We start from the raw sequence: 25,891 nt of genomic DNA, 5'->3' as shown, positions 1-25,891 counted from the left end.
ATAAGAGTATGGTTGAGAAGGCGACAGTGCTGGTGGTTGATGATACACCTGAAAATATCGATGTATTAGCAGGTGTTTTACGCGATCTCTATAAAGTCAAAGTAGCAAGAAATGGTGAGATCGCGCTGAAAATTACCCGTTCCCCTTCGCCTCCCGATCTCATTTTACTGGATGTAATGATGGATGGTATTGATGGTTATGAGGTGTGTAGGCAGTTAAAAGAGGATCATAGTACCCGCCATATCCCTATTATCTTTGTTACAGCTAAGATAGCTCAGGAGGATGAGGTGAAAGGCTTTGAACTGGGGGCCGTGGATTACATCAGTAAACCTATCAGCCCAGCCATTGTGCTTTCGAGAGTGAAGACACACTTAGCTCTTTATAATCAAAACCGTGAGCTTGATAGGAAGGTGCTAGAGAAGACTCAAGAGATATCTGATAACCAATTAAAAGTGGTGCAAAGACTAGGGCGAGCTGCCGAGTATAAAGATAACGAAACGGGAATGCATGTTATCCGAATGAGCCATTACACCTATGTACTGGCCTTAGCCACCGGAGTGAGTGAGAAAGATGCCGAGACATTAAGAGTGGCGGCGCCAATGCACGATGTTGGTAAGATAGGTATTCCTGATTCTATTTTGCAAAAACAGGGGAAACTGGATGAGGATGAGTGGCAGGTGATGCTCACTCATGCAGAGATTGGCGCCGAGATCTTAGGTGACGATAGCTCCGAGATGCTCAGTATTGCGCGCACTGTTGCTCTATCACACCATGAAAAATGGGATGGCTCAGGTTACCCCTATGGCTTAAAAGGTGAAGCTATCCCTATGGTGGGACGTATCGTTGCTATTGCAGATGTGTTTGATGCATTGACTAGCATTCGTCCCTATAAGCCTGCATGGAGTGTTGATGAAGCGTTAGGGCTGCTTAAAGAGGAATCGGGTCGACATTTCGACCCTTCACTGGTGACGCTTTTTATCGCTTGTATCGATGATATTTTGGAGATTAAGAGCAAGTTCCAAGGTTAGAGGAGCTTGCTCTAGACTATGAGTAGATAACCTCAATCTCAGGTGAGAGGCTATTGGCGATAAAGCAGTTTGCGTGTGCTTTTTCGTGGATTTTTTCTAATACTTCAGCTGAGACATCGACGCCTGATTGAAAGACGATCTCCGGTTTTAGTACTAACTTCACTATCGCTATTTTTCCTGCTGCATTCTTCCCTAAAATGGCACTGGCGTTATCGATATACGTTTGTACCGGTAAACGCTTTAGGTGTGCGATGGTGAGGAAAGTGAGCATATGGCAGGACGAGAGTGCAGCAAGTAGCTGCTCCTCCGGATTGACCCTCTCCTGATTGCCTTTATATTCTGGGGCAGATGAAGCCTGTACTGTTTGTCCACTACCAAATGTCACGCTGTGGTCTCGATTAAATTCACCCTCAATGCTCACTTGAGTGCTCCATTGGGTGATGACTGAGAAGCTCATGACGACTCCTTAAATGTATGATTAACTGGAACTGTTGTTAGCCCTGCATGCTCCTGGTCCGTAACCAAAGTAGCGTTTAAAAGCCTTAGCAAATGATACATCATTGCTATAACCCACATCTAACGCAACTTTTAGTACAGCATCACCCCTAATGAGTTGTTTCTTCGCTTTAGTTAATCTTAATTGTGAGAGGTACTCCTGCGGAGTGCTGTCCAGATAGTGTTTAAAGTGGTTAATAAAGCTAGCTCGGGAGTATCCGCCAATATTAGCGAGTGAGTTCAGATCCCATGGCGCAGCTAAATTATTATCTATGGCCTGAAGGACCTTCGCCATCTTAGTATCCTGTAGGGCGCGAAAAAGGCCAATTTGAGTATTATCTTTAGTAGAAAGTTGCCGTAATAGGCTGAGAAAGAAGACTTCACAAAGGCGAGAGAGAATGATATCGCTGGCTTGAGCACCGAGTGAGACCTCTAAAATCAGGCTCTCAATAATACCGGCTAACACACCATGGTTTTGTTGTGACTTTATCAAAATGCAGGAGGGAAGCTGGGCAATCACAGGGTGCGAACAGTCCTCTTTAAAGTCGAAATAGCCACACATTAACCCAGCAGAGTGAGGCGTCTTGTCGCTAAATGGGTAAGAGACAAAGCCGTCAGTTGCTTTTGCTGTTTGTTTATCTGGGCTATGGCTGATGATATGGGGGGAGTCATGGGGAAAGATCACCAGATCGCCAGCCGTTAAAGGCTCTGCTTGATAGTCATCACAAAAAAGAAAAGCTTTGCCCGAGCTGATGAGATGAAAGCTAGCAAGCCCTGAGCCTGAGGTATCAGTACTCCAGGGATCGCAGACGAGTGAGCGGTGAAAGATAGTTGCATTGAGGTGAAAGGAGGAGAGTAATCCGTTTAATGCTGACATTGTTACCGTCATTGCTCCGTTAATTTAATAGCTCTTCAGACATAAAGTCTAGACTCATAGGCATACCGTGAACTCAATATTTTTCTTATTCTAAACAGGAATTAAACAGCCATACTTTAGGAATAGAAAATGAAAAAATTAGTTCTGCAATTTATTACACTTACTGCGTTAGTCTTGAGTTTAAATGTGTTCGCTGCAACCCCAGAGAAAAATGCCGATGGTGTTGTTGAGATCTATCTCGATCAACATGGAGGTCATTTCTCAGCAAGGGATACTTTAGCATCGCTGAAACCAGGTAAGTATCAATTTATCATTACCAATAAGGCTGGCAAGCTTGTCGGTTTTCAATTACAAAATTTTACCACTCATGAAGCCTTGGATATGTTTCCTCTAGAGCCTGGTGAAACCTTAAAGAGTGATGTGATTAATGTGACATCTGAAGGTGTTCGCTTTCGTTGCCCAATCAATCCAACACCTTGGTACGACATTGACGGTATCCAAGGTTAACTTGACCGAGAAAACGGGGAATTTATTTCTCACTTATCAATTCAAAGCATAAAAAGGCCGCAATAATGCGGCTTTTTTATGCTTAGTGCTTATCGCTAACCAATAAACATGAGTGCGACACCCAGAGAGCTAGACCCTGCCATTAGGTGGGGCAGGTGTTTAGGCTGGTAGCTCGCGGTTAAGATAACTAAGAGCCCCGCAAAGGATAAGATCCCCGTAAACAGAATACTGCCATAGGCAAAACCTAGGTAGCGAATGCCTAGGTAATAGCTGAGAGTGAGGATCCCCCAGCCTGTCCAGTAAAGCCCTCGGCTTTGAGCTGGAGTTGGTGAGCGCTTAAAAGTATCACGAAAGTGGGAGAACATCGCCAGCGCCATACAGCCTAGAGCCAGATAACTAAAGGTCAATAAGCTAAGTGTCATTGAGTTTGAGATCATCACTTACACTCCCTCTTTAACTGTTTGTGAAAGTTGAGAACCTTGGGTTGTTGGTTGTTTTACCTTAGCAAGGTTAGTTGAATCCCTAAGCTTGTTTGAGGCAAACCAAAGTGCGCCGCCAAATAACATACAGGTAAGGTCGAACCCAACTAACGCCCACTGTTGCTCATTAATGTTACTTATCAGATGGCTATTTGAGGTTAACGCGTTAAGCACTGGAATGGCGATGAGACCAGCCGCCGATAGACGTAATACTAAGCGCCAACTAGTTTGTCCTCGGTTAAAGCAGGCTAATAACGCGACAAGTGTTAGGGCAATAAAGAAGCTATTTATCTCCCATTGAGCCCGGTTCTCCATGGTTTTTTCTAAAATGCGGTTAGCGTAGAAAAAGCTGCAGGTGGCAAGAGGAAGTCCTGCGATGAAGGTTAGGTTTAATCCCTCAACTAAACGTAAACCTAGTGTCGCTTTGACTCCATTTTTAATCTTTTTCTGCTGTTTTTGACGTATTTTGATTGCCCATAAAAGGGTACCGGTAGCTATCATGGCGCAACCCATAATGCCGCAGATGAAGAAAAATGCTCTGAGCACTGGTTTGGCAAACCGCGCCGTGTGCAGAGACATCAAGGTATCATGGGTAACATGAGTTGCTGATGGCGCTACAGGAGTATCACTGAGCAGCTTACCGTCAGTGCCACTGAAAATAAGAGGGGTACGTTTATCTGTGACGGACTGTTGCGTATTTTGATAGAAGCTGACTCTACTGTTTTTATCATTAAGGTTACTAATGACAACCTGTTTGAGTGGAACATCTCCCCAAAAACCTTTCACCTTAGGTAAAAGCGTGTCTATCTGTATCATCTCAGCTGGTATATCAGTGGGTTTTACCTGTACACGGCTAGGTTTGAGCTCTGCACGAAAGGCGCGAGCATCTCCGTCATAGGCTGTCAGTACGCCCCAAGGCATATAGATCAACATTAAGGTGATAAGGCCTGTGTAGGTGATCATTAAGTGATAGGGAAGTGCTAATACGGAGCTGACGTTGTGAGCATCTAGCCATGAACGGCTACCTTTGTTACGCCTGAAACTAAAGAGATCTTTAAAGATACGTTTATGGATCACTATGCCACTGATTAGGGCCAGCAGCATAAACATGGTGCAGAAGCCGACTATCCAACGTGCAATGTTGGCGGGCATGTAGTGTAGATCGAAATGTAACCGGTAGAAGAAGTGGCCACCGCGTGAGTCGCGAGTATCTGTGATGACCCCTTTACCGTCGGTTTTAACAATATGCTCAATAAACTCCCCGCGGCGCTGACCTGGCTCTGGTTGTGTTTGCCAGCCATAACTGAGATAAGGTTTTCGCTCAGTGGGGAAATTAATTCGCCAGTCTTTTGCATCACTGGCATGTTGAGCAAGATAGGCTTGCGCCTGTGTAAGTTGGGCTTTGAGCTGACCCTTCTCGTAATCTTGAAAGACCTCTTTATGTAGCTCAGGTTGAGTCCATAAAGAGATCTCATAACGGTAGTAACTAAGTGTTCCTGCGAAAAATACCAGTAATAATACCCAGCAGACCAGTAGGCCAACCCAAGTATGCAGCCAGGTCATGGTGCGGAAAAAAGTCTCTTTCATGGGTTAACCTAAAAGTAAAATCAGGAGATAAAAAATGGTGCTAATGCATAAGAGATCACGCCAAGCCTGTCGGCTCCTTTTGACGCTAAAAGCCCATAATGCAGCGATGGCATAGAGAGCAAAAGAGAGCATCATGGCTGTCAGTACACTTTCTGCTACTGGAAGTGGTAGCGCTAAAGCGAGCAGTCCACAAGCCGTTGCGGCAACTAAATAACCGCCAAAGATAGCAGCGAGAGAGCGGGAGAAGATATCAAAGCTAGGTTTTGATAGCTGTTCCCGCCACTTAAAATTAACGAATGCCACAGTTTTTAGATCCTAAAGAGTCGTGCTTAGCAGGTATTGAAAGCAAAGGTAGGGGGATTTTACATGAACTTTTGATAATGAGAACGGTTTTTATTTAGATTTAATCTGTAAATTTGAGGAGATGGGAGCTGTATCTCATATCGATAGTGCTCATTTTGGCTTATGCTTATCATGTAGAACAAATTTAGTACTTTTTATTGACAAAATTTTCTGCATTTAGCTCATTTTTATGACGATTACCTTAGTTTCGTCTTAATTTTGGACATTGAATATAGTAGAGGCTTGCTTTTGTGGTATTTGAGGAGTAAATATTAAGTCAGCTAGTTTGAGAGTCTATGACGCAGCTTATCTATATTTGTGTACAGATTGGGGACTGTGAACAGTAAGACAGGCTAATATGTTGGCCATATCGCTAACATTTATATGTCATCGTTAGAATGGATACTGAGTGATAAAGGACTGATAATTAAGGGTAGAAATATATTAAGTGTGCGGCAAAGTGACTAAGTAAATTCTTTTACATGCCCCCTTGTGTTTTCCCGTCTCAGCCCCAAGCTCTATTATTGAAGTAATTCTTAAAAGGAAAACCTATGAAAATAAATCTTTCAGGTCACCACGTTGATGTAACCGATTCAATCAAAGAGCATGTGAACGACAAGTTTTCTAAAATCGCAACTCATTTCCCGTCGTTAATCTCGCTGGATGTTATTATTTCAAAAGAACACGGTGAGCATCAGGTTGAGTTACGTACTAATTATGAAGGTAGCCGAATTTCAGCTTCAGGAACAAACGAAATCATGTTCCCTGCCATTGCTTCAGCAGCCAAAAAGCTAGATGCAGCGCTTAAACATCGTAAAGGGCAATTAAAAGCCGATAAGCATGAGAAGCCTGTAAGCACGACTCCAGAGATCGCTCATGAGATCATTCAAGAGATGAAACTGGTTTAAGTCAATGATGTGTTAGCTTTATCTTATTGCTATCTAAGTAAAAGATAAAATTTAAAGCCACCGATGAATCGGTGGCTTTTTTTTGTAAAAAAATTTCTTAGGATAAATGATGAAGCCAAGCTTCAACTATGATTGATATACCTGATGAAATAAATCACGTCCAAAGGTTTGTTTATGAGTACTGAGATTGATTTTAACGAGATCTTTAACAACAGTTATGACTTCATTGCTCGTAATGAAGACCTGTTTTATAAGACTTTCTATGAGGTTTTTATTAATAGTTGCCCACAAGTGAAAATGGCCTTTAAGCATACTGATATGGTGAAACAAAACGAGATGGTTAGGGAGTCATTCGGTTATATGATCTGTTTTTTTGTGACTAAAGTCGCCGATGAACATTTGATTAAGTTAGCAAAAGATCATAAAGATAAATTTCATGTGGATTCCGAACTCTATACTGTTTTTGTTAATTCAGTGCTTGCCGCTCTGGAGAAGATCTACCCTAGGTATAACAATGAGTGTGCGGTTGCCTGGCGGATCACTATGGCACCGGGGATTGAGTTTATGAAGCATATTTATGATGTTGAGTAATACCGTTGCATTTTTCGTCTTGAATTAGTTTACGAAAAGCCATACTGAGTCGTTCGCTTTCTGATCTGATTTGGCATAAGTTTACTTATCTAAACCTCATGGCTCTGCTACTATCGACTCTTGTTTATCTTCAAAAACTGCGGAGCTCACTTGTCACCTATCTCCTCCCTGTCTCCCTCACCGGAGGTCACCCTCTATTTTTGTCCGTTAAATACTGAGGCGATGAGTCCAGATGACACTAAGTTGGTACGCAGCTGGTTACCTGAAGATGAACTGGCTAAAGTTTCACGCTACGTTCAAGCGGATGCTCGCGATAAAGCTTTGATGGTAAGGGGCTATCTGAGAGGGATCTTATCGCTAACTCGGTCAGGCGATGTAACACTCTCACCTGGGGAGTGGCAGTTTGAATATGGTGAGAAAGGCAAGCCTGATTTAATCACTGCTCAGGCGCTATCAAGCGGATTGAGGTTTAATATTAGCCACAGTGGTGACTGGCTTGTGGTTGCTGTATACCAAGGTCAATCGGGGTTAAGTGGTGGAGGAAGAGCTTTTATTGAGTTAGGGGTCGATATTGAGCGTAATAGAGACTCAACCAATATTTATCCAATTTTAAACCACTATTTTACTCAGAGTGAAACCGATGCTCTTCTCTCTTTGCCTGAGTCCTGTCAGCGGCAGCGTTTTTTTGATCTTTGGGCCTTGAAAGAGTCCTATATTAAAGCCAAAGGTCTAGGTTTAGCCCTCTCTCTTAAGTCATTTTATTTTGATTTCACTAGGGCGACTAAACAAAAAATAGAGGTGAAGAAGTTAAATGGCCCAGCGGTTGAGTGTGTGTTGCTTGATGGCATTGAGCTATATCTAGTTCAAGAGGGGGAGGGAGATAAGTGTGCTGCTGATACTTGGTGCCTCTTCTTAGGAAGACTATGCGAAGAGTATCGCTTTGCTGTCAGTGCATCTTATATTGGTACGTTTAACCTGAAGGCATGTCAACTAACGTTAACTGAAATGTTGGCTTGCTTAAAATAAAAAAGAGCAGGGATTAGCCTGCTCAAAAGGGAGGGAGCGAGAGCAAGTTACTTAAGGGTTAAGTATGCTCTCGTTTTACACTTTTACTATTGAGTTTAGTATTTGGCTTGCAGGGTTAACCAAAGCTTGTCTGTGTCAGCATTTGAATAATCTACGTGGTTATCACCACCTGTGTAGCTCGCATATTTCACACCCACATCATAGTGCTTAGCAAATGGGTAAGTTGCCGCAAAACCCCACTCTTTACCCATGTCGATATCACCAAAATCTGAGTCAAATTTATGGTACTTGGCAAGCAGTTTAAGGCCAGCGACTTTTGCCGTTAAGATAAAGTGGGTATCGACGATACCATTTTTCCAGTTACCAGCACCCCCAAAGAGAAACTTATCCGTCCAACCGTTAAAGGCGTGTAAGGTTGCCAGTGGCGTGATAAAGCCAGCTTCGCCATCATCAGAGCCTAAAACCTCATAACCTAACTTAGCTCCAAAACCGTTAAAGCCAACTCCTGCACCTAATTTGTAGTAGTTAGCAGTATAGCTGGTTGGATTGTCACCGCCCTCTGACTGCTTAGCAAATTCGGCTTCGTAATTAAGCTTAATCTTATCTAGCTTAATGTTACCAGCTGCACGAATACCATAAGTGTCGGTAGAGAATTTAGCGACATTGAGATTGTCAATTAGGTAGGCATAACCGCTTAGCTTAACGAAATCTAGACCCTTGTAGTTAACGTTCAATAGACTAGTTTCATTTTTATGTTCATCCTTCCCAGAGCCTTCAGGGAAGATACGGTTTACATTATTGACGTAAGCATAATAAGCAGTCAGATCTTTTACTGCTGTATTTTGAATTGAAAACGCATCATAAGTTTGCTCATTTTGACGGAAACCAACGCCACCAACAAACCTTTGATTATCGAGTAAGATACGCTGACGACCATATTTTAGCAGTGTGTCAGCTGGTGCTTTATAACCAATAAATGCCTGATTAATTTGAGTGTATTCATAGTCGGCAATAAGAGGTTCATCATCGGTCGAGCGTACATCGTCAACTTCTGCCAGCGCGAAGAAGTTATAGATATCACCTGTCTTATAGTTTAGGCGTGTACGCAAAGTGGTCTGATTTTGATCGTCAACATTATCAACATCAGCTTGTTCATAACGTAAACGGAATTGTAGCTTTATCTCTGAATCGTCGATAAAGGCTTTTTTTAGTGGATCAACCGTATCGGCTGCGATGGCAGATGCGGATAAACTTGTCAGTATAGCTAGGGTAAGTGCACGAACTTTCATTAGGTAGTCCTTTTGTTTCATCATTGCTCTGAGGCTGTTATAGATGTTAAAGGGTGTGCGCTTTTTGATCTGGGACAATGTTAACTAATGATTATCTCTATGTTGTAATAAATGTGACATAGATCATCAGCTTATACTAATTAAGTAGTACCTATAAAGTAATACTTATTCGGTTTTGCTAAAGTTTTTATGACTAAAGTTGCTTGATAATCTAGTTCGATATCTTGTGTTGTACTGCATGGGTTTATTTATATAACAGCACAGTTAACCATAAGTTAACTGTGCTTTATGTATCCTAGATGCTGTTTTTTAGTGTTTATGCTCACTCGTCTGGTTAGGGTTTAATGGGACGATTTCAAAGTCGGTGTTAAACTCAACTAAACTTGAAGATATTTTACTAAAGGCATCTTTATCTCCCGTTAGCTTGGCACTGCCGTTGGCAAGCAGCTCTGTTAGTTTCACTTCTCCCATCAAAATACGGTTTACATCTGCTTTATTGATAGTGAGATTAGCGTCTGAGTCTTTTGGTGTCGCGACTTCGATATTGCTTAAGTTGCCATTGCTCATCTCAACATAGAGAATACGATTGTCATCTGGGGTGATCACATTCATGGTCACTAATCCCTGCTTCGCCGCTTTAAGGCTGTCTATTTTGACGGCTAAAAAGTCAAAGAGTGTTGGCATATTCATCTCGCTTATTACATCGGCTGAAGCTGTTTTAGGTGTGCCAGGTTGAATGCCAACTCGTAACTCCTGAGCGCCTGTTAGGTAGATATTTCTCCACCCTGCGCCCTCTGATTGATAGCCTAACTGTTCATAAGTATCGGCGAGCAGTTCACGCGCCTTACTGTTAGCTGGGTCTGCCATGACGACTTTATTAAGGGCGGTTGCTACGAAGCGATAATCTCCTTGAGCAAAGTCAGCTTCGGCATTTATCAATACCTTATCGGCTCCGCCCATGTATTGGACAAATTTTACTGCTTCTGGATGCGTTGGCAGCGGGTTTAAGTTTGCAGGGTTCATATCGAAATACCCTAAGTACATGTTGTAAACGGCTTTAGCGTTATGGCTATAAGTACCGTGGTAGCCATTAGTGTGCCATGCCTTGAAAATAGACTCTGGGATCACCTCTTGAATAGCGTCACCAATATCTTGAATTGTGACACCTTGGTTTGCTAAGCGCAGTGTTTGGTTATGGACTAGGCCATAGTTATCCCTTTGCAATCTAAGGAAATCATTGATCTCCTCGTTACCCCAAACTGGTGCCGAATGCGCAGCAAACAGGGTTTCAACTTCACCTCCGAATGCATTGATCATCTCATTGATATCTTTAGACCATTTTTGTGCATCACGTACTTTGGCGCCGCGAAGGGTATAGATATTGTGCATACCTTGATAGGTCAACTCTGCACTCCAGAGTGCCTTCATTGAGGGAATATAGGTGATCATCTCTGAGGCCGCCTCGGTCCCTGATGCATCCATAAATATCATCTCTAGGCCGTCGATGGTGAGGGTTTCCCATTTTGACTCACTATTTAAGGTATAGCCGGGCCTGACATAGGTGATCTCCCCTTTAGACAAGCCTTTGCCTAGCGCCGCGTCGACAATGCCGTGGTCGTGCTGACCAAGAGTTGCGCCATATTGATAGGCTGCACGGCGACTCATGGCATTTCCCGCAAGTACATTCTCGTCGACAATCTCTTTGGTTATGTTATCAGAGCCATAGACCTTCACATTGGGATAGAGCTCCTGAACGCCTCTGGCACCACCGAAGTGATCAGCGTGGCTGTGTGAGTAGATCATCGCCACTACTGGTAGGTCGCCACCTTGAGGCAGGTTTTTCATCGCGAACTCAAGGGATGCTTTAGCAGCTTCTTTGGTAAGAAGTACATCGTAGGCGATCCAACCGCTGTCGCTACGAATTAAGGTCAAATTCGACAGATCTGTTCCCCTAACTTGATAAATACCATCGCGTACCTTATAGAGTCCATCTGCCACCATATTCAACTTGGCTTGACGATACAGAGATGGATTGACTGTATCTGGCGCTTCCTCCCCAATAAATTCAAACTCAGCTCGGAGTATTTTTGCTGTTTTTTCATCTAACTTAGCGACAAGTTGTTTTGATGATTGTTCAAAAGCCCGCGTATCTGCAAAGTTGAGTGTTTTCGCTGTTGCTTTGTTAGCTTCTGCTGTGTGAGAGGTGGCGTCTTTGCCTTGATAGCTAACAGTGATGTGGTCATGTTCATGTTGAGCTGCGTAAGCACTAATAGCGAACGTATTGAGTGATAGTGCACTGATAATAGATACTGCAAGTAATGAGTTTTTCATCGGTAGAGCCTCTTTCAAGAGTAAGTCGGTTCAGCCTTAAGGATTGATGTAAGGGCTGGTCTATTTCTAAACGTTGAAATCAGTTTATCTTGCTTGAATTGATAAATAATTAGGCTTAACCTGTGTTCTAATATTTATATTGTGAATATTAGGCTTAGTATGTCTCAAGAAAAACCACTGGATCTGAACTTACTGCGCGTCTTCTCCATTGTCTGTAAAACGGCTTCATTTAGCCGAGCGGCAGAGGAGCTAAATTTGACTCAATCGTCGGTGAGTAACGCCATTGCAAGATTGAAGTTATCTATTGGTGAGGAGCTGTTTATTCGTGTTGGTCGAGGAGTTAAGCCAACATCAGTTGCATTAAACCTATATCAACAACTTGAGCAGCCCCTGCTGGCTATTGAGCAGGTGGTGTCAGGCTTGCACCTTTTTGATCCTAAGCAGAGCAAGCGAAGCTTCTATGTTTATGCGAATGAGACAGTTATTCAGCTATTGCAAACTCGGGTAGATGAATACTTGTGTGATAGCGCAATTGATATCGTGTTTCGTGAAACCCCAATAGGGGAGGAGCAGATACAGATGGATCTGCAGCTGGAGAAGGTGGATCTGGCCCTAGATATTACGCAGCCTCATCTGGCCTCTTTTGCTTCGACAAAAGTAATGCAGGACAAGTTGAACTGTGTGGTTAGAAAGGAGCACCCTAGAATCCAGGGAAGTTTAAGCACAGAGCAGTATTTTGCTGAGAAGCATATTATCCATAACATGCGTCGCTCTAATCTGAGCATGGCTGATCTAATGACCAAAGAGGTGCTTCCCAAAAGAGAGATGTATGGTGAGCAATCGTCTTTGTTAAATATGCTGGCGACAGCGGCTAAATCCGATGCCATCGCGGTAGCGACACAATCATATACGGACGCCTATGCGGAGTTATTTGGTTTACAGGTATTACCGCTCCCTTTTGTTACAGAGCCGATTGACCTGTATATGGTGTGGTGTAAAAAGTTACAGCACAATGCGGCTAACTTGTGGCTAAGGGAGACGCTGTTACTGTTAATGAAGTAAGAGGTATGCTTTTTGCGATGTTGAAGTAGAAGCGCTGAAAAACAGCCCCTCTACTTTTATCCATTTATATAGGGATTACTGCCTAGCGAGTCTATGACTCTCTGGGGGATGCTCAAAATCACTGCGGTATGGGTTGATATCTAAGCCACCGCGCCTAGTGTAGCGTGCGTAGACAGTTAATTTTGCACAGTGACAGAAACGTTTTAGATCGACAAAGATACGCTCGATGCACTGCTCATGAAACTCATTATGCTGGCGAAACGATATCAGGTAGCGCAGTAGCTTTTCTCTATCTATTTTAGGTCCCTGGTAGCGGATCATCACACTGCCCCAATCAGGTTGAGAGGTAATTAAGCAGTTAGACTTTAATAGATTTGAGTTTAAGGTTTCTGCCACCATCGCCTTTTCATCTGTGCTGTCGATGAGGTATTCAGGATTAAAACTGTAATCTTCAACTTCAATATCAAGATCGTCAATACAGGTACCTGGCAGTTCAACAACGCGTTGGTGGATAAACTGCTTAGGCTCTATAACCTTTACTAATACTTCGCCCTTTGCACATTGACTAAGGTCAGTGGCTAAGGTTGTTTGAACCTGTTCTAGATTTTCAAATTTGGTTTGATTAAAACTATTGAGATATAGCTTAAAAGATTTGGACTCAATAAGGTTTTCACTATCAAAACTAAGTAGGAATTCAGCGATAGCCACCATAGGCTTTCCCTTGGCATTGAGCCAGGAAAGTTCATAGCCTGTCCAGATATCACTGCCGTGGAAAGGTAACGTATTGCTGAGGCCTATGGCATCACGGTTTAGTTTACGGGGAACCCCTTGCAACAGTGATGCATCATACTCAGACTGATAGCCAGTCGCTTTTCCAAGCGTCAGTTCAGAAAGGGCCTGTGCATTACTATAGGGATCATGAACTTGTGTCATCAATGGTTTTTCCATGGCAAAATAGGCGATCATTATACCTGATTTTGGACAACAGCTAAGTGTCTTCTTTACCTGCACTGGATAAATTTTTAAAAATATACCATCAAGCTTATTTAGATAAACTAGGTGAATCTCCTCGCTATTATCCCCAAGGCGAGTCATCTCCCTGTATTGAGGGGGAGTTTAGTGATGATGAGCTTATGGCGCAGATGGATAAAGTTGTTCTCTGGCATCCAGTAGAAAGAGAGGATAGTGTCTCTTTTGATAATGTTGATTCGGCCTTAGATATGAAGTTACACACAGATATTAATCATTTTTATTGCCAGTACTTTTCAGCACCGCTACTTTTTCAGTCAAAGTGGGGGGAGGGTGAGTTACTTCAGGTATGGAACATGAGTGATTTTGAGTGTTTGCAGCAAAATATCATTGGCCATCTGATGATGAAGAGGAAACTTAAGCAGGCGCCAACTTGGTTTATCGGTGTTTTAGGTGATGGCGATAGAATGCTAACAATTGATAACAGTGATGGTAGCGTTTGGATTGAGATCCCAGGTGAAACCCCAAGTGAAAAGCTTGCCGAATCACTTGAGAGTTTCATCGACTCCTTAACACCGAGAGTTGCCCCTCCTGAGATACACGTAGAGGAGTCCATGTCTGAGTTAGAACATCCCGGGATCTGGCACCGTATTAAGCTGATGTGGCAGAACTTGAAAGGCACCAGATCGTAACTTCTTACTTAAAGATGATCCCAAGAGATGTTTGAAACAATACGACACTCATCGCAGCGAAAGTGAAACATATCCAGTAGCGGTTCATCCAGTAACCACTCTTGGTTGCCACAGCGGGGGCAAGGTCGCTCTTTTTCGGCGGCCAAGCTATCACCGCCTACTCGATACAGGTAGTAGTATGTTGGGATCTTCGTTTGAAATTCGACCCGACCTCGTATGTCCCAACCACGCCGGAAAAGATCGCTTTTTGTTGAGGTTAGCTCCTCCAATGCTGCAAATTCCGCTTTAGTGGCAGCAGCCATCTGAAGTTCATCGCAAGCCTGCCACTCCGTTTGCCATCTTATTACGCGTTTATGATCGCCGTTAAAAGTGGCGGGTAACTGATAAAGTGGGATTGGCTGGAGTGTGTCGCCATTTCGTATTGGTGAGCACATATGCACATAACTGGTATAGAGCAGTTGCCAGCTTGGTTTATCAGAACTGCTTACCTCTGAGTTAATATCCTGACCAATATATTTCTCTCGAGGAGCAAGCAGTTTAGCTGTTGTCAGTTCAGCCAATGCAGCATTAACCCAAGGGCTGTTGTAACGTTTAGCTAAGCTGCTTTTTTCCGGCATCAAGAGCCTGACTTTAAAGTCTCCCTCGTTGAAAGCTACGGCAAACTCTCTGCCTAATACCTGCCCATTGGCTCTGTAGGCTTCTAAAAGACCATTTATTGCTTTCTCAGCCGCTGTGATTGTGGTGTTGTCAAAACACTCAAATCTAAGTTCAACAACATGCATTATTTTTGAGACCTATAGTCAGATTCAAGTGCAGTTAATCGATTATTAAGCTGTTGGTAGTCTTCTTTTAGTCGTTTTAGTTCCAACTTTAGCGTATCAAGCTCAGATAACTCTTCGTTTTTTTGACTTAGCGATACATCAGCTGTGAGTGCTTGAAGCTGCTCTATTGCATCCTGAGACATAGATTTAAACTGTTGCAAGCCTTGGATAAGTATCGGCATGGGGATACTATTTCCTAATTTTGTTTTTATCAGGGCAAGACTTGGTTGCTTTCCTGCGTCTGCGATCGACTTGGCTGCAGCTAATACTTGTTCTAAAGGACTCATCATTGGTGATTTTTCTCACTCACTAGCCTAAAAGACTAATTAAAAGTATATATTAAAAATAAAACTTAATATAAACATGTAGATATGATTTGGCCTGTAATTTGCTTTAAAAGCGTTTAACGATAATAAAGAAACAGGAAGTCATAATGAAAACACGTTTAATTGGTTTAGTATTTGTTGGGGTAGCAAGTTTAGGTTTATCGGGTTGTGTAATCAACCTTGGTGAAGGTGATTCCGATTGGAATCACTGGGAGAAAACCCAATCAGCCAATCGGGATAATTTAACCAAACTCAATCTGGGAATGAGTCAAGATCAGGTTAAGGTGCTGATGGGGGATGCTGACTTTTATGAGGCTTATATGAAGGATGATAAAGAGGTCCATGTACTTTTTTATCGAACTCAGAGAACTAAAGGTGATGGTAAGACGACAAAAGATGAATGTACTCCTGTCGTCATCAGTAATAATGCTGTTGTTGGTTGGGGAGAGAAGGCCTACTTAAGTATCTGATCTTCTAATTAGGGCGTCTAAATGGTCGATGAGTTCAGACCATTGGGCGTCTTCATCTATCGCTTCTTTTAAAAAACTTTTTTGAGACTCAGTCCAAAAATCGGCTTCGTAAAGAAGTACATTATTGGGGATCGTAGACTCTGCAATAAACTTATCGATATTCTCTTCACTGCTCTCTATGCCGAGTTGCTCAAATAGATGGTTAAGGTCTTGAGGCGTCGTGTCCATTGACTGCTCCTTATACGTGTATACCTATGATTAACAGTTACTACTAGTATGGATCATACTTGAATAAAAGTGATTATATTAACAGCATTTTATGATTGATATTTACACTGTTAATTTCAGTTGATACATTGGTGTTAATTGATCTAGATCAAAGGTTGCCAGTTGATGACTAAAGAAGATAGTGCAATATCGCAAGCGCATCGAGCCGTATATTTAACTGCTGAAGATCTGCGTGTTGCAGCTTCAATACTCTATAACGCTTACCATGATGACCCCTTTTTTATCGATTCTTTATATGCTGGTGATATGCCCATGTATGAGCAGAAGCTCAGAGGGGCAATACGTGAAGAGCTTAATGAGTTATGGCAGCAAGAGCAGGCATTAATTGGGTTATTTGATGCTGATAGAATGGTGGGCGTTGCATGTATTGTGACCCAACAAGTTCCTCTTGGAGAGTCTAGATACTGGCATTGGCGTTTAAAAATGCTAATCAGTACTGGATGGCAGTCAACTCAAGCTTTAATCAAGAAGGAGTCCTCTTTGTTGGAGCACTTACCTAGTCCTCATTGCGGTATCTTACAATTTATTGCCGTTTCTCCAACCGAGCAGGGGAAGGGGTTAGGAGGTCAGTTGGTTCAGGCAACATTAAGCTGGTGTGATGAACAACCTGAGCTTGATGGGATAGGTGTCTTTGCTAGCGATCAAAATCATGCTCTGCTTTTTAGTCAACATGGATTTACTCTATTAGAGCAGCTTTCGATAGGTAAAGTTGAAGGCGAGCTTCTTTTTTATCGCGGCCATGAAAATGAGTAAGCCATCTCAATCTTCAAAAAATAGAGAGTACGCTACTTTTAAAGCGTTTTATCCTTTTTACCTCTCTCAGCACCAAAATACCACATGCAGAGCACTTCACTATATAGGCAGCTTTTTGGTTTTAGTCATCTTAATAGAGACTTTGATCAGCCAAAACTGGATTCAATTAGCTCTATTACCTTTGGTGGGTTACGGATTTGCTTGGGTTGGCCACTTTGTTTTTGAGAAGAACAGACCTGCGACTTTTCAATATCCTCTCTATAGCCTTTTCGGTGATTGGGTTATGTTTACACAACGAATAGCTAAGTTTTTTCAACGAAAATCTAATACTTGAGCCAAGCTCTTCGTTTAGCGTGCCTCCTACCTCAGTTTTAGCTAACTTATTATCTAACTCTGTAAAAATGTGATCCGAGTTCTTGCTAAAACCTTTGTGAGATATATCGCACAAAGACGTAAGAGATCCACTGTAAATAATGACTGTTTTATATTTGAGATAATTATACTCTATATTATTCAGTCTGTTAGCTCGGTGTTGTGGTTGCGCTCTTTTTGGTTGTTTTGATTATGAATCTACTCTCTCTCTCAATATATAACTTTTTAAGTTAGAGTTAATAAAACAGATGTTCAGCTACTAGAGAGTGAATTTGAATTGTTGATCTTAGGATGAGATCGGGTGACTAGGAAGTTGCTATGCGCGGGAGCGTAACAGGAAGCCAAATGGAAGGTGAGCCTTATCAAGGACAAAATCTTAGATAGGTTCAAATTGGTATAAATAGGTTGAAAGGACTTAATCTGTTTGGGAAAGGATACCTGAATTATGGACTGTATAATCTTGATTATACAAGCTTCCTTTGACGGAAATTAGGGATGACTTGCAGGATGCTGATGGATAACCCAAGGATAGGGGAACAGTAAGACGGAGTTGCTGGTAAAGGGATTTAGTGCCTATATAAGATTAACTTTGTGGCACAGGGAATAGAGGGATGTTCAGGGATGAGATAGGAGAGTGTCATTCACGGATGTTGCAGGAAGCAGTTAGTTAGCAGGAAGCTAAAAAGTATTGGGCATACCTTAAAAGGTATGCCTTTTCTTTTATCTGGGATTTAGTGGAGTGAGAACTATTTTTCGCTTATCCCAAACTGCTAGAGCCTGTGTAGGAGATCTCTTACATGAGTGTAAGAGATAGGAAATAGTTAGCAAAGGACAAACCTCACTTGGTTGTTTTACTCTTTTAAAAACAAGTGGTTAAATATTTATTTTATTGGTGACTTCTTCTTGCACAGATCTTATTTTTTAGTTTTGAGCCATTTTAATTCTCAACTCCTCTAGAATTTAACTCGTAGAAGGAAATACATGAATGAATGGATTCACTGCTTAGGATGAGCAAAAGTGACTTAAGGATAAGCACTAGAGGGAAGCTATCAAGGATGAGGTGCACTAGGATGGTGTACTTAGACTGACTAAGGAGAGTTAAACAATCCAGGATGGAAGGTTTGCTGTCTGGAAGACAGGATACATGGATAGTATAGAAGGGATGCTACAAGGATGGATTTGGACACGCTTACGGATAAGCTAGCTCGGTAAAGGAATAACCGAGATCATGGAAGAGTAACTGTTTATTATAAGCAGGTACATGGAGCAAAAAGGAGTTGATAGGGAGATATCAAGGATGAATCTGGACACGCTTATGGATTGAGCTAGCTCGGTAAATGGATTGCTGAGTTCATGGATGAGTACTTACTCACACAGTGGGTTTGAACAGGGAGAAAAGGAATAGTCAAGGATGAGGCAAGGAGCAAATTGAACGCATGGATGGTGCAGGGAGCACAATAAATAGCTGGATTGCTTAACAAAAGAGATAAAGGGCGCGACTCCATAGGAGCCGCGCTTTTTCTTTATCTGGCTGTATGACTTACTTACACTTTCCTGTGTTACAACTTCCGCGAGAACCGCAGCTGCCTCCCACTGACCCTCTGGCCTCTGGCGCTTCATGCCACTCTGGTTCAGGAAAAATAGGCCATTGAACTTTCTGAATCGTTTTTCCGTGCATCCAGATATGTGCCTTGTATTGATTGATGCCGTCAGTACTAAATTCTAGAAGATATTTTGCCTTCCAGGTTAAGCCACTGCTACCTCCAATGCTCGGTCTGGCAGATTCCATTGCAACAGCTAATAGCTGTACCTTCTGTTTTTGACACTCTCTATTGGCGAAGATACGGCTTAACTCAGCCATTTGACGTAGCTGCCAGAAGAATGCAGCGATAACAATCACTGCTGCAAAGAATAAAAAATCGGTCATCATGCTTTTGTCACCTTAAATAATCCACCTATGGCAGCTGACAGCACCTCACTTCTATCTGGGTTGCGAAGATCAGATAGTAACTGAATTCTCAGTGCTGGGATTGCTACAATATCAGCAAAAATTTGATTAAAGAAGTGCTGTTCCTGTTTGGCTAAAGCTTCTAAAAATGTTTTTCGAGTTTGAGTCTCTTTTAGTGCTAGCCAGTTTCGAGCCGCGATAGTAATAAGTACATTGGCGTCGAGTTGATTTAGCTCTGCAAGATAAGTGATTCCAGCGATAGACCTCTGTTCATCTGAGGCAAGAGCTCTGAGGTAATAAGGCTTGAGTTCATTGTCGGCAAGTTTAAGTTTTTCTAGTACTGTGGCCGCTAGCCGTTCATCTATCACTAAGTGCTCAAGGCATTGACATACTGCAACTTGTACCTCTGTTGCAGCAAAGTCGAAGCTATCAATGAGCACATTTAAGTGATCTAACTCATTGGCTCGAACACAAATATCAGCGAGTCCTTGCAATCCAACCTCTTGCCAATGCTCTGCTTTTAGCTGCTTAGATAGGTACTGGTAAGCAAACTCATATTGAGGAGAGGCGACTTGACCTAGTTGCTTCTTTACGAGTGCATTAAACAGAGCCAGTTTTTCAGAGGTCGGTTTAAAAGAGAATGGGTGGTTAGCCAGTTTTTGCTGCTGCTCTTTGGAAAGAGCTTGGGAAGGGTCTCGACCTAAGGCCTCAATGATCATCTTGATAAATTGAGTTCTTGGTGCTGGTGAGAGAAGGCCGCGCTCATCTAAAGGAAGTTTGAGGAACCAGATGTAGTGCTGCTGACTTGCATCCCAAAAAACAATGGCAAATTGAGCATGCCCCTGTATTGGACTTGGGTACGAAGATGCTAAATTTTCTATCTGTTGGAATGCCAGCATATCGATATGCTGAACTCTTCTTCCCATGTCATACACTTGAAATTGAGTATTTGCCGTTGTTAAGAACTGAGTTAGGGTCGTTATTTCTGTCATTTTCCTGCCGTAACACTGATGATCTGCTTTTTAATATAATGGCTATTATAGGGAGAAGTGGGTTGAGATGATATTATCGCGTATTAAATATGAGTGCTAAATAAGTGGAAAAAAGGAACAATGGCATGCTGTATGCGAATACAACAGAAAAACTCCGCCAGTTAGAAACAGAGTTAAAGGTTCATGGTTTATGGTCAAGCGTTCCGCCTTCTAATGAGGCTATGGCTAATACATCGCCCTTTAGTTGCGATGTCATGTCATTTGAAAACTGGGTGCAATTTATATTTATTCCTAAAATGGAGCAATTAATAAACGCTCAGAATGCACTTCCTTCAAATATAGCTATTGCCCCAATGGCACACCATGTTTGGAGTCATCAGCCTCATTTACATGGTTTAATTAAAATTTTCGATGAATTGGATAGAATGCTAAGTGAACAATGATAATCAGTTTGGTGAGAAGTCTGTGGATTCCTCAGTTAATAAAGAGATGGAAGCTAGTGTTAATGGAGCTGAGCTTCATGATGACGTTGCCGATGAGATAGCACCTGAGATAGAGATACTATTTGAAGATGATGATATTGTGGTGATCCATAAGCCAGCAGGGCTATTGGTGCACAGATCTTATCTTGCGCGGCGTGAGCGTTATTTTGCCATGCAGATGACTCGCGATAAAGTGGGGTGTCATGTTTTTCCTGTTCACCGTTTAGATAGACCTACCTCAGGTATTTTGCTGTTTGCTAAAAGCAGTGAGATGGCAAATAACCTGTGTGAGCAGTTTTCGGCTAAAACTGTAGAGAAACAATATTTGGCCATTGTCAGAGGAAATATGCATGAGGCGGACACTTTAGATTACGCTCTTAAGGTCGAGCTTGATGATCATGGTGATAAAGATGTCGACCCAAATAAAGCGGCACAAGAAGCGGTAACAGGTTATCAGCCTCTGCTTAATACAGAGATCCCTTTTTCATCTGGGCGATATGCAACTAGCCGATACGCCATGGTTAAGCTGACTCCATACACAGGTCGAAAACATCAATTAAGACGCCATATGGCACACCTTAGACATCCTATCGTGGGTGATACTACTCATGGTGATGGCAAACAGAATAAATTTTTTAGAGAGCATTTCGCTATAAACCGTCTGTGGTTGATAGCAAAAAGTCTTGCATTCGATCATCCAAGAAGTGGTGAAAGAATCACGATAGAAACAGAGCTTGAAAAGGAGTGGTTAACCTTGTTTGAGGCTTTTGGTTGGGATGATGAGGTGTTAGTCTCTGAGCCCTCCACCTTAATTGTTTAGAGCTAAGATTTAATGGTCTCAATCGGTATACCCAAGTCACTGAATCCTGCATCTTGAAGTCGTTTGGGGATACTAAGTCTTACTTAGTGATTTTCTCTTCACCAGATGGGGATTCGGAACTATTTTTTTGGGGATCAAACGTCTGAGTTAGTGATTTGTCAGCATTAAATGCATCTTCACATTGAACGGTTCTGAAATAGCACATACGTCTGATGTGCGCGCTGCGATGAAGGTGCTTTAGGTGCCTCTGTCGACTAGAATGACGCATCAGATTTATATCCTTGAAGTTTCAAGCAAAGTTATGTTGGCATGAAGCTGTCAATACAGTATTGTTTAATTATAAAGCGAAATTGATCTCAGGGCGACGAATAACATGAGAAAAGTGAATCTGATTTTTGGAACTGTGTATGGGAATGCACAATTTGTGGCTGAGATGGTAAGGGATGAGCTTCAGAAGCTGGGAAGGGAAGTTCAATTATTTCAAAGTGATGAACTTAGCTCCTTTATGCCTCCTCAGGATGAAATCTTATTAATTGTAAGTTCTACAACGGGCCAAGGTGATGTTCCTGATGAGATTCTTCCTTGGTTTGAAATGCTGAAATCCCAAGCTCCCTACCTTCCCAGTCTAAGGTATGGTGTGATTGCGCTTGGTGATTCAAGTTACGACACATTCTGCCGAGCTGGAATACAGTTTGATGAGTTATTAACTGAGTTGGGGGCTCACCGTATTGGTCAATTACTTAAAATTGATGCCTGTGAAACCATGGAACCTGAGGTAAATGCTAAAGCATGGCTACAGATCTGGAACACCCAAATCGATCTCGAAACCTCTTAACTTATCTTCAAGAGCACTGGTTTAAGTTTGCTCAAAGGCTGAGCCAAGCACTGCTTATCCCTATTGCTATCTTGCCGGCAGCGGGAGTGATGCTTGGTTTAGCGAAGAGTCCACTGCCTTTTATTCCTGACATTGTTAATGTGATTATGCTGACCGTCGGTAACCTCATCTTTAGTATGATGCCGATGTTATTTGCTGTGGCTGTGGCTATTGGATTTTGTCGGGACCAAGGTATTGCTGCATTCAGTGCTGTATTTGGTTTTGGTGTATATCTGTCAAGCATGGCGGCATTGGCGGACATATATCATCTGCAAACCAGAGCCTTGTGGGGAGTTGAAACCATAGATACAGGCATAGCGGGCGGCATGTTAGTGGGAGCTTTCACTTGCCTTGCCGTGTCACAGAGTGAGCGCTTACGCCTCCCTGTTGTGTTCTCCTTTTTTGAAGGTCGACGAAGTGCCCCATTATTAATGATCCCTCTTTGTATCTTGCTTGCTTATCTATTTATTCTGATATGGCCATCTATGTCGGCTTGGATTGAGAGGTTATCAAACTGGGTGGTTTATCAAAAGCCTGCGGAGGCATTTGCACTGTATGGTGCGGTTGAGCGTCTGCTTATTCCTTTGGGCTTACACCATATTTGGAATGCTCCTTTTTACCTAGAATTTGGTCAATATCTTAGAGATGATGAGGTAGTTAGAGGGGAGGTTGCTCGTTATTTAGCTGGCGATCCATTGGCAGGCAATTTAGCGGGGGGGTACCTTATTAAGATGTGGGGTCTGCCTGCCGCAGCATTAGCCATATGGCGCTGCGCTGATAAAGATCAAAGAAATCGAGTGGCGGGGATCATGATCTCAGCCGCCACAGCCTGTTGGCTGACTGGGGTGACAGAGCCCATTGAGTTTGCTTTTCTTTTTGTGGCGCCTTTGCTGTTTTTAATACATGCACTGCTAACTGGATTAGCCTACTGGATCTGTATCTTATTGGATATTCACCACAGTATTGTTTTTTCCCATGGAGCTGTGGATTTTACTCTTTTACTAGGCAACGCCCAGAGAGCTGAGTGGTTCCTGATATTGGGTCCTATAACAGGTGTGCTCTATTACCTAATCTTCAGAGGGGCGATATTGTTTTTTGATCTTAAGACGCCAGGAAGAGTGATACATACCGATGGGATGAAAGCGGATATTCCTAGCATAGTGCGCGCGTTAGGGGGGAGGAAAAACATCCTTGAATTGAATGCTTGTCTGACCCGATTGCGAATGAGTGTAGAAAAAACTGAATTAATTGATAAAGATAAATTGAACCAGTTAGGTGCTAAAGGGGTTATCTTGGTAGGCAATGGAGTACAGCTAGTGTATGGGACGAAAGCTGAAAGTATTCGTAGGTTACTTCAGCGATATATTGATAGGCGTCTTTGATGATTTTTGCAGGTGAAAAGTTTTAATTTTTTAGTGTTGGGGTAGCAAGGTATGGAACGTAAGGTATTGATCACGGAGTGCGCCGACGCTCAGGGTTTAATCACAAAAATAACTGGAGTATGTTTTAGCCATCAGTTGAATATTATTAAAAACAGTGAATTTGTTGATAATGTTCAAGGTCGGTTTTTTATGCGTGCTGAGTTAGAGGGGGAGTTTAACGACAGTTTAATCTTAACTGATCTTGAAGCGGTGCTGCCTGACTCTAGCCGTATTAAATTGGTGAATACTGATAAAAAACGAATTGTTATTTTAGTCACTAAAGAGGCTCATTGCCTAGGTGATATTTTAATGAAAGCATACTATGGCGGTTTAGATGTTGAGATCGCAGCGATTGTAGGTAATTATCAAAATCTGCAACCTTTGGCTGATAAGTTTGATATCCCTTTCCACTTTATCTCTCATGAAGGGTGTACCCGTGTTGAGCATGAGAAAAAGATAGTGGAGGTGATTAAGGAGTATGAGCCTGATTACCTGGTATTAGCCAAGTTTATGCGGATATTAACGCCGGAATTTGTAGAGCAATTTCCTAATAGGATCATTAATATTCACCACTCTTTTCTACCCGCATTTATTGGTGCGTCTCCTTATCGTCAGGCCTGGGAGCGAGGCGTTAAGATTATTGGTGCGACAGCACACTTCGTTAATAATTGCCTAGATGAAGGTCCTATTATTAAACAAGATGTTATACCTGTTGATCATAGTTATAGTGCTGAAGATCTGGCTAAAAATGGTCGAGATGTTGAAAAAAGTGTTCTGAGTAAAGCACTGCAGTTAGTTGTGCATGAAGAGGTGATTGTTTATGGGAATAAAACCGTTGTCTTTTGATATATAGAATTATAAATAAAGGTAAAAGTGGCATAACCACTTTTACCTTTATTTTTATCAAAATTTAACGCTGAGTTTATAATTACTAGCTAAATCAGTAATGCTTGTATTTGTTTTAGCATAAGGTTTTATTCTCGAGGCTATTTTATTTGCTCCATTTGATAGAGCAAAATTATAAAAACTCTCTCCATTACAAATTAAATTTGGAAATATTATTGCTTTATTTATCCTATTGTCACGCATGGTTTTGTTAAATCTAAATGTATTATCACTCAATCCCGTTTTACAAACCTCTATTAATGTGCTTTCTAATTTAGGTTCCATTGCTGCTGAGGCATTCAGTGCAGTAAAGTTTAATAGTATAGCTGTTAGTGTCATTACTTTTTTCATCTGTCGCTCCTAGCGGTTAAGTTTATATACAGGTTTGCGTTAGTAATGATTAAAGCTGAATGCCCTCAATATAGCTGTATTAATTTTGTAGCTAAGTGTATCGGAATGTTTAACTTAATTCAGAGGGTGTTTTTAAGTAACAATTCATGTATAAAGCTAGTTTTAAAATATAATTAATGGCATAAAAAAAGAGCCGTAAAGGCTCTTTTTATTACATTATACTAAACTTTTTCGCTGTTTAGTAATTCACTGCCAATATTTCATCAGAGCCATAGAGCATGGCTATGTCTTTAATGGTGACCGTTCCTTTCATAAATTTACCAATTCGTTTTGCAGTTTTATCTGCACCCTGATTAAGTGCAAACTGATGAAATGTTTCACCGTTACAGACCAAGCGAGGATAAATTCTTTGCTCATTAATTCGGTTCGTTTTTACTGTATGACGTAATTGGTACATCTTGTTGCTTGCACCAGCCTTACAGACGTCAATAAGCGTTTTTTCAAGTTGTGGGTGCATTGTTGCAGAGGCATTAAAGGCAAGTGGTGTTAGAATTAGTGTTGCAATTGCGAGGTACTTTTTCATGGGAGAGCTCCTAGCTTCTTTCGTCTTAGATGCTACTTAGTAAAGCGTGTTTTCAGGGGAAATGTTGTATGAAAAATGTAGCTAAGTGTATCGGAATGTGGAATTGGGATCAGGCTGTGTCTAGGGGTTACAAAGTGTGTTTTTTGAGGTGATATACCAATTGGAACTGCAATAAAAATCCCATCAAAAGATGGGATTTTGTTTTCAGCCCTAAACCACCTACTTCAGTAGGTGGTTATCATCAATTAGGCTTTGCCTGAATATCTACTCATGTTAATTGAACTCTAACTTTTAGCGAAGTCATAGAGGATAAAAAACATGA

Annotated in this window: 30 protein-coding genes; 15 read left to right on the top strand and 15 right to left on the bottom strand. The window is 41.9% G+C overall.

The window, feature by feature from the left end:
- Positions 1–8: 8 nt before the first annotated feature.
- Complete coding sequence (locus K0625_RS21845) at positions 9–1,028, top strand: HD-GYP domain-containing protein (protein ID WP_220111589.1); 1,020 nt, start codon at positions 9–11, stop codon at positions 1,026–1,028.
- A 16-nt stretch (positions 1,029–1,044) separates the two neighbouring features.
- Here K0625_RS21845 and K0625_RS21840 read toward each other — a convergent pair whose 3' ends face one another.
- Positions 1,045–1,485 carry an OsmC family protein gene (locus K0625_RS21840; RefSeq protein ID WP_220111570.1) on the bottom strand — a complete coding sequence of 147 codons (441 nt, stop codon included), beginning with the start codon at positions 1,483–1,485 and terminating at the stop codon, positions 1,045–1,047.
- Between the two features lie 21 nt (positions 1,486–1,506).
- The gene (locus K0625_RS21835; RefSeq protein WP_220111569.1) at positions 1,507–2,400 is read right to left on the bottom strand and encodes an AraC family transcriptional regulator; all 894 of its coding nucleotides are present in this window, start codon (positions 2,398–2,400) and stop codon (positions 1,507–1,509) included.
- 129 nt (positions 2,401–2,529) lie between these two features.
- On the opposite strand from K0625_RS21835, the gene K0625_RS21830 reads away from it, so the two are divergent.
- Positions 2,530–2,907 (top strand): hypothetical protein, encoded by a 378-nt coding sequence (locus K0625_RS21830; RefSeq protein WP_012325915.1) that lies wholly within the window; start codon positions 2,530–2,532, stop codon positions 2,905–2,907.
- A 95-nt stretch (positions 2,908–3,002) separates the two neighbouring features.
- Here K0625_RS21830 and K0625_RS21825 read toward each other — a convergent pair whose 3' ends face one another.
- From K0625_RS21825 to K0625_RS21815, 3 genes are read right to left on the bottom strand one after another with little or no spacing between them, the layout of a single operon-like run.
- A complete protein-coding gene (locus K0625_RS21825) occupies positions 3,003–3,344 on the bottom strand; it encodes a DUF3325 domain-containing protein (protein WP_220111588.1) in 342 nt (113 codons plus the stop codon).
- A 3-nt stretch (positions 3,345–3,347) separates the two neighbouring features.
- A complete protein-coding gene (locus K0625_RS21820) occupies positions 3,348–4,973 on the bottom strand; it encodes a PepSY-associated TM helix domain-containing protein (RefSeq protein ID WP_220111568.1) in 1,626 nt (541 codons plus the stop codon).
- Between the two features lie 3 nt (positions 4,974–4,976).
- Positions 4,977–5,276: a hypothetical protein gene (locus K0625_RS21815; protein WP_220111567.1), complete on the bottom strand. Its 300-nt coding sequence runs from the start codon at positions 5,274–5,276 to the stop codon at positions 4,977–4,979.
- A gap of 590 nt (positions 5,277–5,866) precedes the next feature.
- Here K0625_RS21815 and hpf point away from each other — a divergent pair.
- The 3 genes from hpf to K0625_RS21800 all read left to right on the top strand — a co-directional run bounded on the left by hpf (position 5,867) and on the right by K0625_RS21800 (position 7,840).
- Positions 5,867–6,223 carry a ribosome hibernation-promoting factor, HPF/YfiA family gene (hpf, locus tag K0625_RS21810; RefSeq protein ID WP_012325911.1) on the top strand — a complete coding sequence of 119 codons (357 nt, stop codon included), beginning with the start codon at positions 5,867–5,869 and terminating at the stop codon, positions 6,221–6,223.
- Positions 6,224–6,397: 174 nt separating this feature from the next.
- A complete protein-coding gene (locus tag K0625_RS21805) occupies positions 6,398–6,814 on the top strand; it encodes a globin (RefSeq protein ID WP_220111566.1) in 417 nt (138 codons plus the stop codon).
- Positions 6,815–6,964: 150 nt separating this feature from the next.
- Positions 6,965–7,840: a 4'-phosphopantetheinyl transferase family protein gene (locus K0625_RS21800; protein WP_220111565.1), complete on the top strand. Its 876-nt coding sequence runs from the start codon at positions 6,965–6,967 to the stop codon at positions 7,838–7,840.
- Between the two features lie 95 nt (positions 7,841–7,935).
- Here K0625_RS21800 and K0625_RS21795 read toward each other — a convergent pair whose 3' ends face one another.
- Positions 7,936–9,129 (bottom strand): alginate export family protein, encoded by a 1,194-nt coding sequence (locus tag K0625_RS21795; protein WP_220111564.1) that lies wholly within the window; start codon positions 9,127–9,129, stop codon positions 7,936–7,938.
- Positions 9,130–9,438: 309 nt separating this feature from the next.
- Positions 9,439–11,460 (bottom strand): alkyl/aryl-sulfatase, encoded by a 2,022-nt coding sequence (locus K0625_RS21790; protein WP_220111563.1) that lies wholly within the window; start codon positions 11,458–11,460, stop codon positions 9,439–9,441.
- Positions 11,461–11,619: 159 nt separating this feature from the next.
- On the opposite strand from K0625_RS21790, the gene K0625_RS21785 reads away from it, so the two are divergent.
- A complete protein-coding gene (locus tag K0625_RS21785) occupies positions 11,620–12,522 on the top strand; it encodes a LysR family transcriptional regulator (protein WP_220111562.1) in 903 nt (300 codons plus the stop codon).
- Positions 12,523–12,597: 75 nt separating this feature from the next.
- Here the strand turns inward: K0625_RS21785 and queF are convergent, their stop codons facing one another.
- A complete protein-coding gene (gene queF, locus K0625_RS21780; protein ID WP_157582303.1) occupies positions 12,598–13,455 on the bottom strand; it encodes an NADPH-dependent 7-cyano-7-deazaguanine reductase QueF in 858 nt (285 codons plus the stop codon).
- Between the two features lie 59 nt (positions 13,456–13,514).
- On the opposite strand from queF, the gene syd reads away from it, so the two are divergent.
- Positions 13,515–14,183 (top strand): SecY-interacting protein, encoded by a 669-nt coding sequence (gene syd, locus K0625_RS21775; RefSeq protein ID WP_220111561.1) that lies wholly within the window; start codon positions 13,515–13,517, stop codon positions 14,181–14,183.
- 8 nt (positions 14,184–14,191) lie between these two features.
- Here syd and K0625_RS21770 read toward each other — a convergent pair whose 3' ends face one another.
- Both K0625_RS21770 and K0625_RS21765 read right to left on the bottom strand, forming a co-directional pair.
- On the bottom strand, positions 14,192–14,965 hold the full coding sequence (locus K0625_RS21770) for a Zn-ribbon-containing protein (RefSeq protein WP_012325904.1): 774 nt from the start codon (positions 14,963–14,965) through the stop codon (positions 14,192–14,194).
- The gene (locus K0625_RS21765) at positions 14,965–15,291 is read right to left on the bottom strand and encodes a hypothetical protein (RefSeq protein ID WP_220111587.1); all 327 of its coding nucleotides are present in this window, start codon (positions 15,289–15,291) and stop codon (positions 14,965–14,967) included. The genes K0625_RS21770 and K0625_RS21765 overlap by 1 nt, the downstream gene beginning before the upstream one ends.
- Before the next feature lie 146 nt (positions 15,292–15,437).
- Here K0625_RS21765 and K0625_RS21760 point away from each other — a divergent pair, with 146 nt between their 5' ends.
- Positions 15,438–15,800, top strand: coding sequence for a DUF3192 domain-containing protein (locus K0625_RS21760; protein ID WP_220111560.1), 363 nt, complete (start codon positions 15,438–15,440; stop codon positions 15,798–15,800).
- On the opposite strand, the gene K0625_RS21755 is transcribed toward K0625_RS21760, so the two are convergent.
- A complete protein-coding gene (locus K0625_RS21755) occupies positions 15,789–16,028 on the bottom strand; it encodes a DUF2789 domain-containing protein (protein WP_220111559.1) in 240 nt (79 codons plus the stop codon). The genes K0625_RS21760 and K0625_RS21755 overlap by 12 nt on opposite strands.
- Positions 16,029–16,193: 165 nt before the next feature.
- Here K0625_RS21755 and K0625_RS21750 point away from each other — a divergent pair, with 165 nt between their 5' ends.
- Positions 16,194–16,841, top strand: coding sequence for a GNAT family N-acetyltransferase (locus tag K0625_RS21750; protein WP_220111558.1), 648 nt, complete (start codon positions 16,194–16,196; stop codon positions 16,839–16,841).
- Positions 16,828–17,175, top strand: a complete 348-nt coding sequence (locus K0625_RS21745) for an Mpo1-like protein (protein ID WP_220111557.1) — start codon at positions 16,828–16,830, stop codon at positions 17,173–17,175. Before K0625_RS21750 ends, K0625_RS21745 begins: the two co-directional genes overlap by 14 nt.
- 1,578 nt (positions 17,176–18,753) lie before the next feature.
- On the opposite strand, the gene K0625_RS21740 is transcribed toward K0625_RS21745, so the two are convergent.
- Both K0625_RS21740 and K0625_RS21735 read right to left on the bottom strand, forming a co-directional pair.
- The gene (locus tag K0625_RS21740; RefSeq protein ID WP_012325898.1) at positions 18,754–19,143 is read right to left on the bottom strand and encodes a DUF3301 domain-containing protein; all 390 of its coding nucleotides are present in this window, start codon (positions 19,141–19,143) and stop codon (positions 18,754–18,756) included.
- A complete protein-coding gene (locus K0625_RS21735; RefSeq protein ID WP_220111556.1) occupies positions 19,140–20,153 on the bottom strand; it encodes a DUF3549 family protein in 1,014 nt (337 codons plus the stop codon). Before K0625_RS21735 ends, K0625_RS21740 begins: the two co-directional genes overlap by 4 nt.
- Positions 20,154–20,278: 125 nt before the next feature.
- Between K0625_RS21735 and K0625_RS21730 the strand changes: the two genes are divergently transcribed.
- From K0625_RS21730 to purU, 5 genes are all read left to right on the top strand, one after another.
- Positions 20,279–20,596: a YqcC family protein gene (locus K0625_RS21730; RefSeq protein ID WP_220111555.1), complete on the top strand. Its 318-nt coding sequence runs from the start codon at positions 20,279–20,281 to the stop codon at positions 20,594–20,596.
- A 46-nt stretch (positions 20,597–20,642) separates the two neighbouring features.
- Positions 20,643–21,455: a tRNA pseudouridine(65) synthase TruC gene (gene truC / locus K0625_RS21725; RefSeq protein ID WP_220111586.1), complete on the top strand. Its 813-nt coding sequence runs from the start codon at positions 20,643–20,645 to the stop codon at positions 21,453–21,455.
- A gap of 373 nt (positions 21,456–21,828) precedes the next feature.
- Positions 21,829–22,290: a flavodoxin gene (locus K0625_RS21720; protein ID WP_220111554.1), complete on the top strand. Its 462-nt coding sequence runs from the start codon at positions 21,829–21,831 to the stop codon at positions 22,288–22,290.
- Positions 22,245–23,711 (top strand): PTS transporter subunit EIIC, encoded by a 1,467-nt coding sequence (locus K0625_RS21715; RefSeq protein ID WP_220111553.1) that lies wholly within the window; start codon positions 22,245–22,247, stop codon positions 23,709–23,711. The genes K0625_RS21720 and K0625_RS21715 overlap by 46 nt, the downstream gene beginning before the upstream one ends.
- A gap of 51 nt (positions 23,712–23,762) precedes the next feature.
- Positions 23,763–24,596, top strand: coding sequence for a formyltetrahydrofolate deformylase (gene purU / locus K0625_RS21710; RefSeq protein WP_220111552.1), 834 nt, complete (start codon positions 23,763–23,765; stop codon positions 24,594–24,596).
- Between the two features lie 57 nt (positions 24,597–24,653).
- On the opposite strand, the gene K0625_RS21705 is transcribed toward purU, so the two are convergent.
- Positions 24,654–24,986, bottom strand: coding sequence for a DUF3718 domain-containing protein (locus K0625_RS21705; RefSeq protein ID WP_220111551.1), 333 nt, complete (start codon positions 24,984–24,986; stop codon positions 24,654–24,656).
- Between the two features lie 238 nt (positions 24,987–25,224).
- Complete coding sequence (locus tag K0625_RS21700; RefSeq protein ID WP_220111550.1) at positions 25,225–25,569, bottom strand: DUF3718 domain-containing protein; 345 nt, start codon at positions 25,567–25,569, stop codon at positions 25,225–25,227.
- Between the last annotated feature and the right edge of the window lie 322 nt (positions 25,570–25,891).

It is taken from the genome of Shewanella nanhaiensis (genome assembly GCF_019457885.1).
Taxonomy (GTDB): Bacteria; Pseudomonadota; Gammaproteobacteria; order Enterobacterales; family Shewanellaceae; genus Shewanella; species Shewanella nanhaiensis.
Note: the sequence above shows the minus strand (reverse complement) of the source record. Positions and strands in the feature narration are given on the sequence as shown.

Excerpts from the sequence above, each read along its gene's own strand:
- K0625_RS21735 (WP_220111556.1), bottom strand. The coding sequence starts at position 20,153 with ATGACAGAAATAACGACCCTAACTCAGTTCTTAACAACGGCAAATACT.
- K0625_RS21730 (WP_220111555.1), top strand. The coding sequence starts at position 20,279 with ATGCTGTATGCGAATACAACAGAAAAACTCCGCCAGTTAGAAACAGAG.
- K0625_RS21805 (WP_220111566.1), top strand. The coding sequence starts at position 6,398 with ATGAGTACTGAGATTGATTTTAACGAGATCTTTAACAACAGTTATGAC.
- K0625_RS21760 (WP_220111560.1), top strand. The coding sequence starts at position 15,438 with ATGAAAACACGTTTAATTGGTTTAGTATTTGTTGGGGTAGCAAGTTTA.
- truC (WP_220111586.1), top strand. The coding sequence starts at position 20,643 with ATGGAAGCTAGTGTTAATGGAGCTGAGCTTCATGATGACGTTGCCGAT.
- K0625_RS21790 (WP_220111563.1), bottom strand. The coding sequence starts at position 11,460 with ATGAAAAACTCATTACTTGCAGTATCTATTATCAGTGCACTATCACTC.
- K0625_RS21715 (WP_220111553.1), top strand. The coding sequence starts at position 22,245 with ATGGCTACAGATCTGGAACACCCAAATCGATCTCGAAACCTCTTAACT.
- K0625_RS21845 (WP_220111589.1), top strand. The coding sequence starts at position 9 with ATGGTTGAGAAGGCGACAGTGCTGGTGGTTGATGATACACCTGAAAAT.
- K0625_RS21745 (WP_220111557.1), top strand. The coding sequence starts at position 16,828 with ATGAAAATGAGTAAGCCATCTCAATCTTCAAAAAATAGAGAGTACGCT.
- queF (WP_157582303.1), bottom strand. The coding sequence starts at position 13,455 with ATGACACAAGTTCATGATCCCTATAGTAATGCACAGGCCCTTTCTGAA.
- hpf (WP_012325911.1), top strand. The coding sequence starts at position 5,867 with ATGAAAATAAATCTTTCAGGTCACCACGTTGATGTAACCGATTCAATC.
- K0625_RS21825 (WP_220111588.1), bottom strand. The coding sequence starts at position 3,344 with ATGATCTCAAACTCAATGACACTTAGCTTATTGACCTTTAGTTATCTG.
- K0625_RS21795 (WP_220111564.1), bottom strand. The coding sequence starts at position 9,129 with ATGAAAGTTCGTGCACTTACCCTAGCTATACTGACAAGTTTATCCGCA.
- K0625_RS21740 (WP_012325898.1), bottom strand. The coding sequence starts at position 19,143 with ATGATGACCGATTTTTTATTCTTTGCAGCAGTGATTGTTATCGCTGCA.
- K0625_RS21785 (WP_220111562.1), top strand. The coding sequence starts at position 11,620 with ATGTCTCAAGAAAAACCACTGGATCTGAACTTACTGCGCGTCTTCTCC.
- K0625_RS21840 (WP_220111570.1), bottom strand. The coding sequence starts at position 1,485 with ATGAGCTTCTCAGTCATCACCCAATGGAGCACTCAAGTGAGCATTGAG.
- K0625_RS21750 (WP_220111558.1), top strand. The coding sequence starts at position 16,194 with ATGACTAAAGAAGATAGTGCAATATCGCAAGCGCATCGAGCCGTATAT.
- K0625_RS21765 (WP_220111587.1), bottom strand. The coding sequence starts at position 15,291 with ATGAGTCCTTTAGAACAAGTATTAGCTGCAGCCAAGTCGATCGCAGAC.
- purU (WP_220111552.1), top strand. The coding sequence starts at position 23,763 with ATGGAACGTAAGGTATTGATCACGGAGTGCGCCGACGCTCAGGGTTTA.
- K0625_RS21755 (WP_220111559.1), bottom strand. The coding sequence starts at position 16,028 with ATGGACACGACGCCTCAAGACCTTAACCATCTATTTGAGCAACTCGGC.
- K0625_RS21830 (WP_012325915.1), top strand. The coding sequence starts at position 2,530 with ATGAAAAAATTAGTTCTGCAATTTATTACACTTACTGCGTTAGTCTTG.
- K0625_RS21700 (WP_220111550.1), bottom strand. The coding sequence starts at position 25,569 with ATGAAAAAGTACCTCGCAATTGCAACACTAATTCTAACACCACTTGCC.
- K0625_RS21770 (WP_012325904.1), bottom strand. The coding sequence starts at position 14,965 with ATGCATGTTGTTGAACTTAGATTTGAGTGTTTTGACAACACCACAATC.
- K0625_RS21820 (WP_220111568.1), bottom strand. The coding sequence starts at position 4,973 with ATGAAAGAGACTTTTTTCCGCACCATGACCTGGCTGCATACTTGGGTT.
- K0625_RS21835 (WP_220111569.1), bottom strand. The coding sequence starts at position 2,400 with ATGTCAGCATTAAACGGATTACTCTCCTCCTTTCACCTCAATGCAACT.
- K0625_RS21720 (WP_220111554.1), top strand. The coding sequence starts at position 21,829 with ATGAGAAAAGTGAATCTGATTTTTGGAACTGTGTATGGGAATGCACAA.
- K0625_RS21705 (WP_220111551.1), bottom strand. The coding sequence starts at position 24,986 with ATGAAAAAAGTAATGACACTAACAGCTATACTATTAAACTTTACTGCA.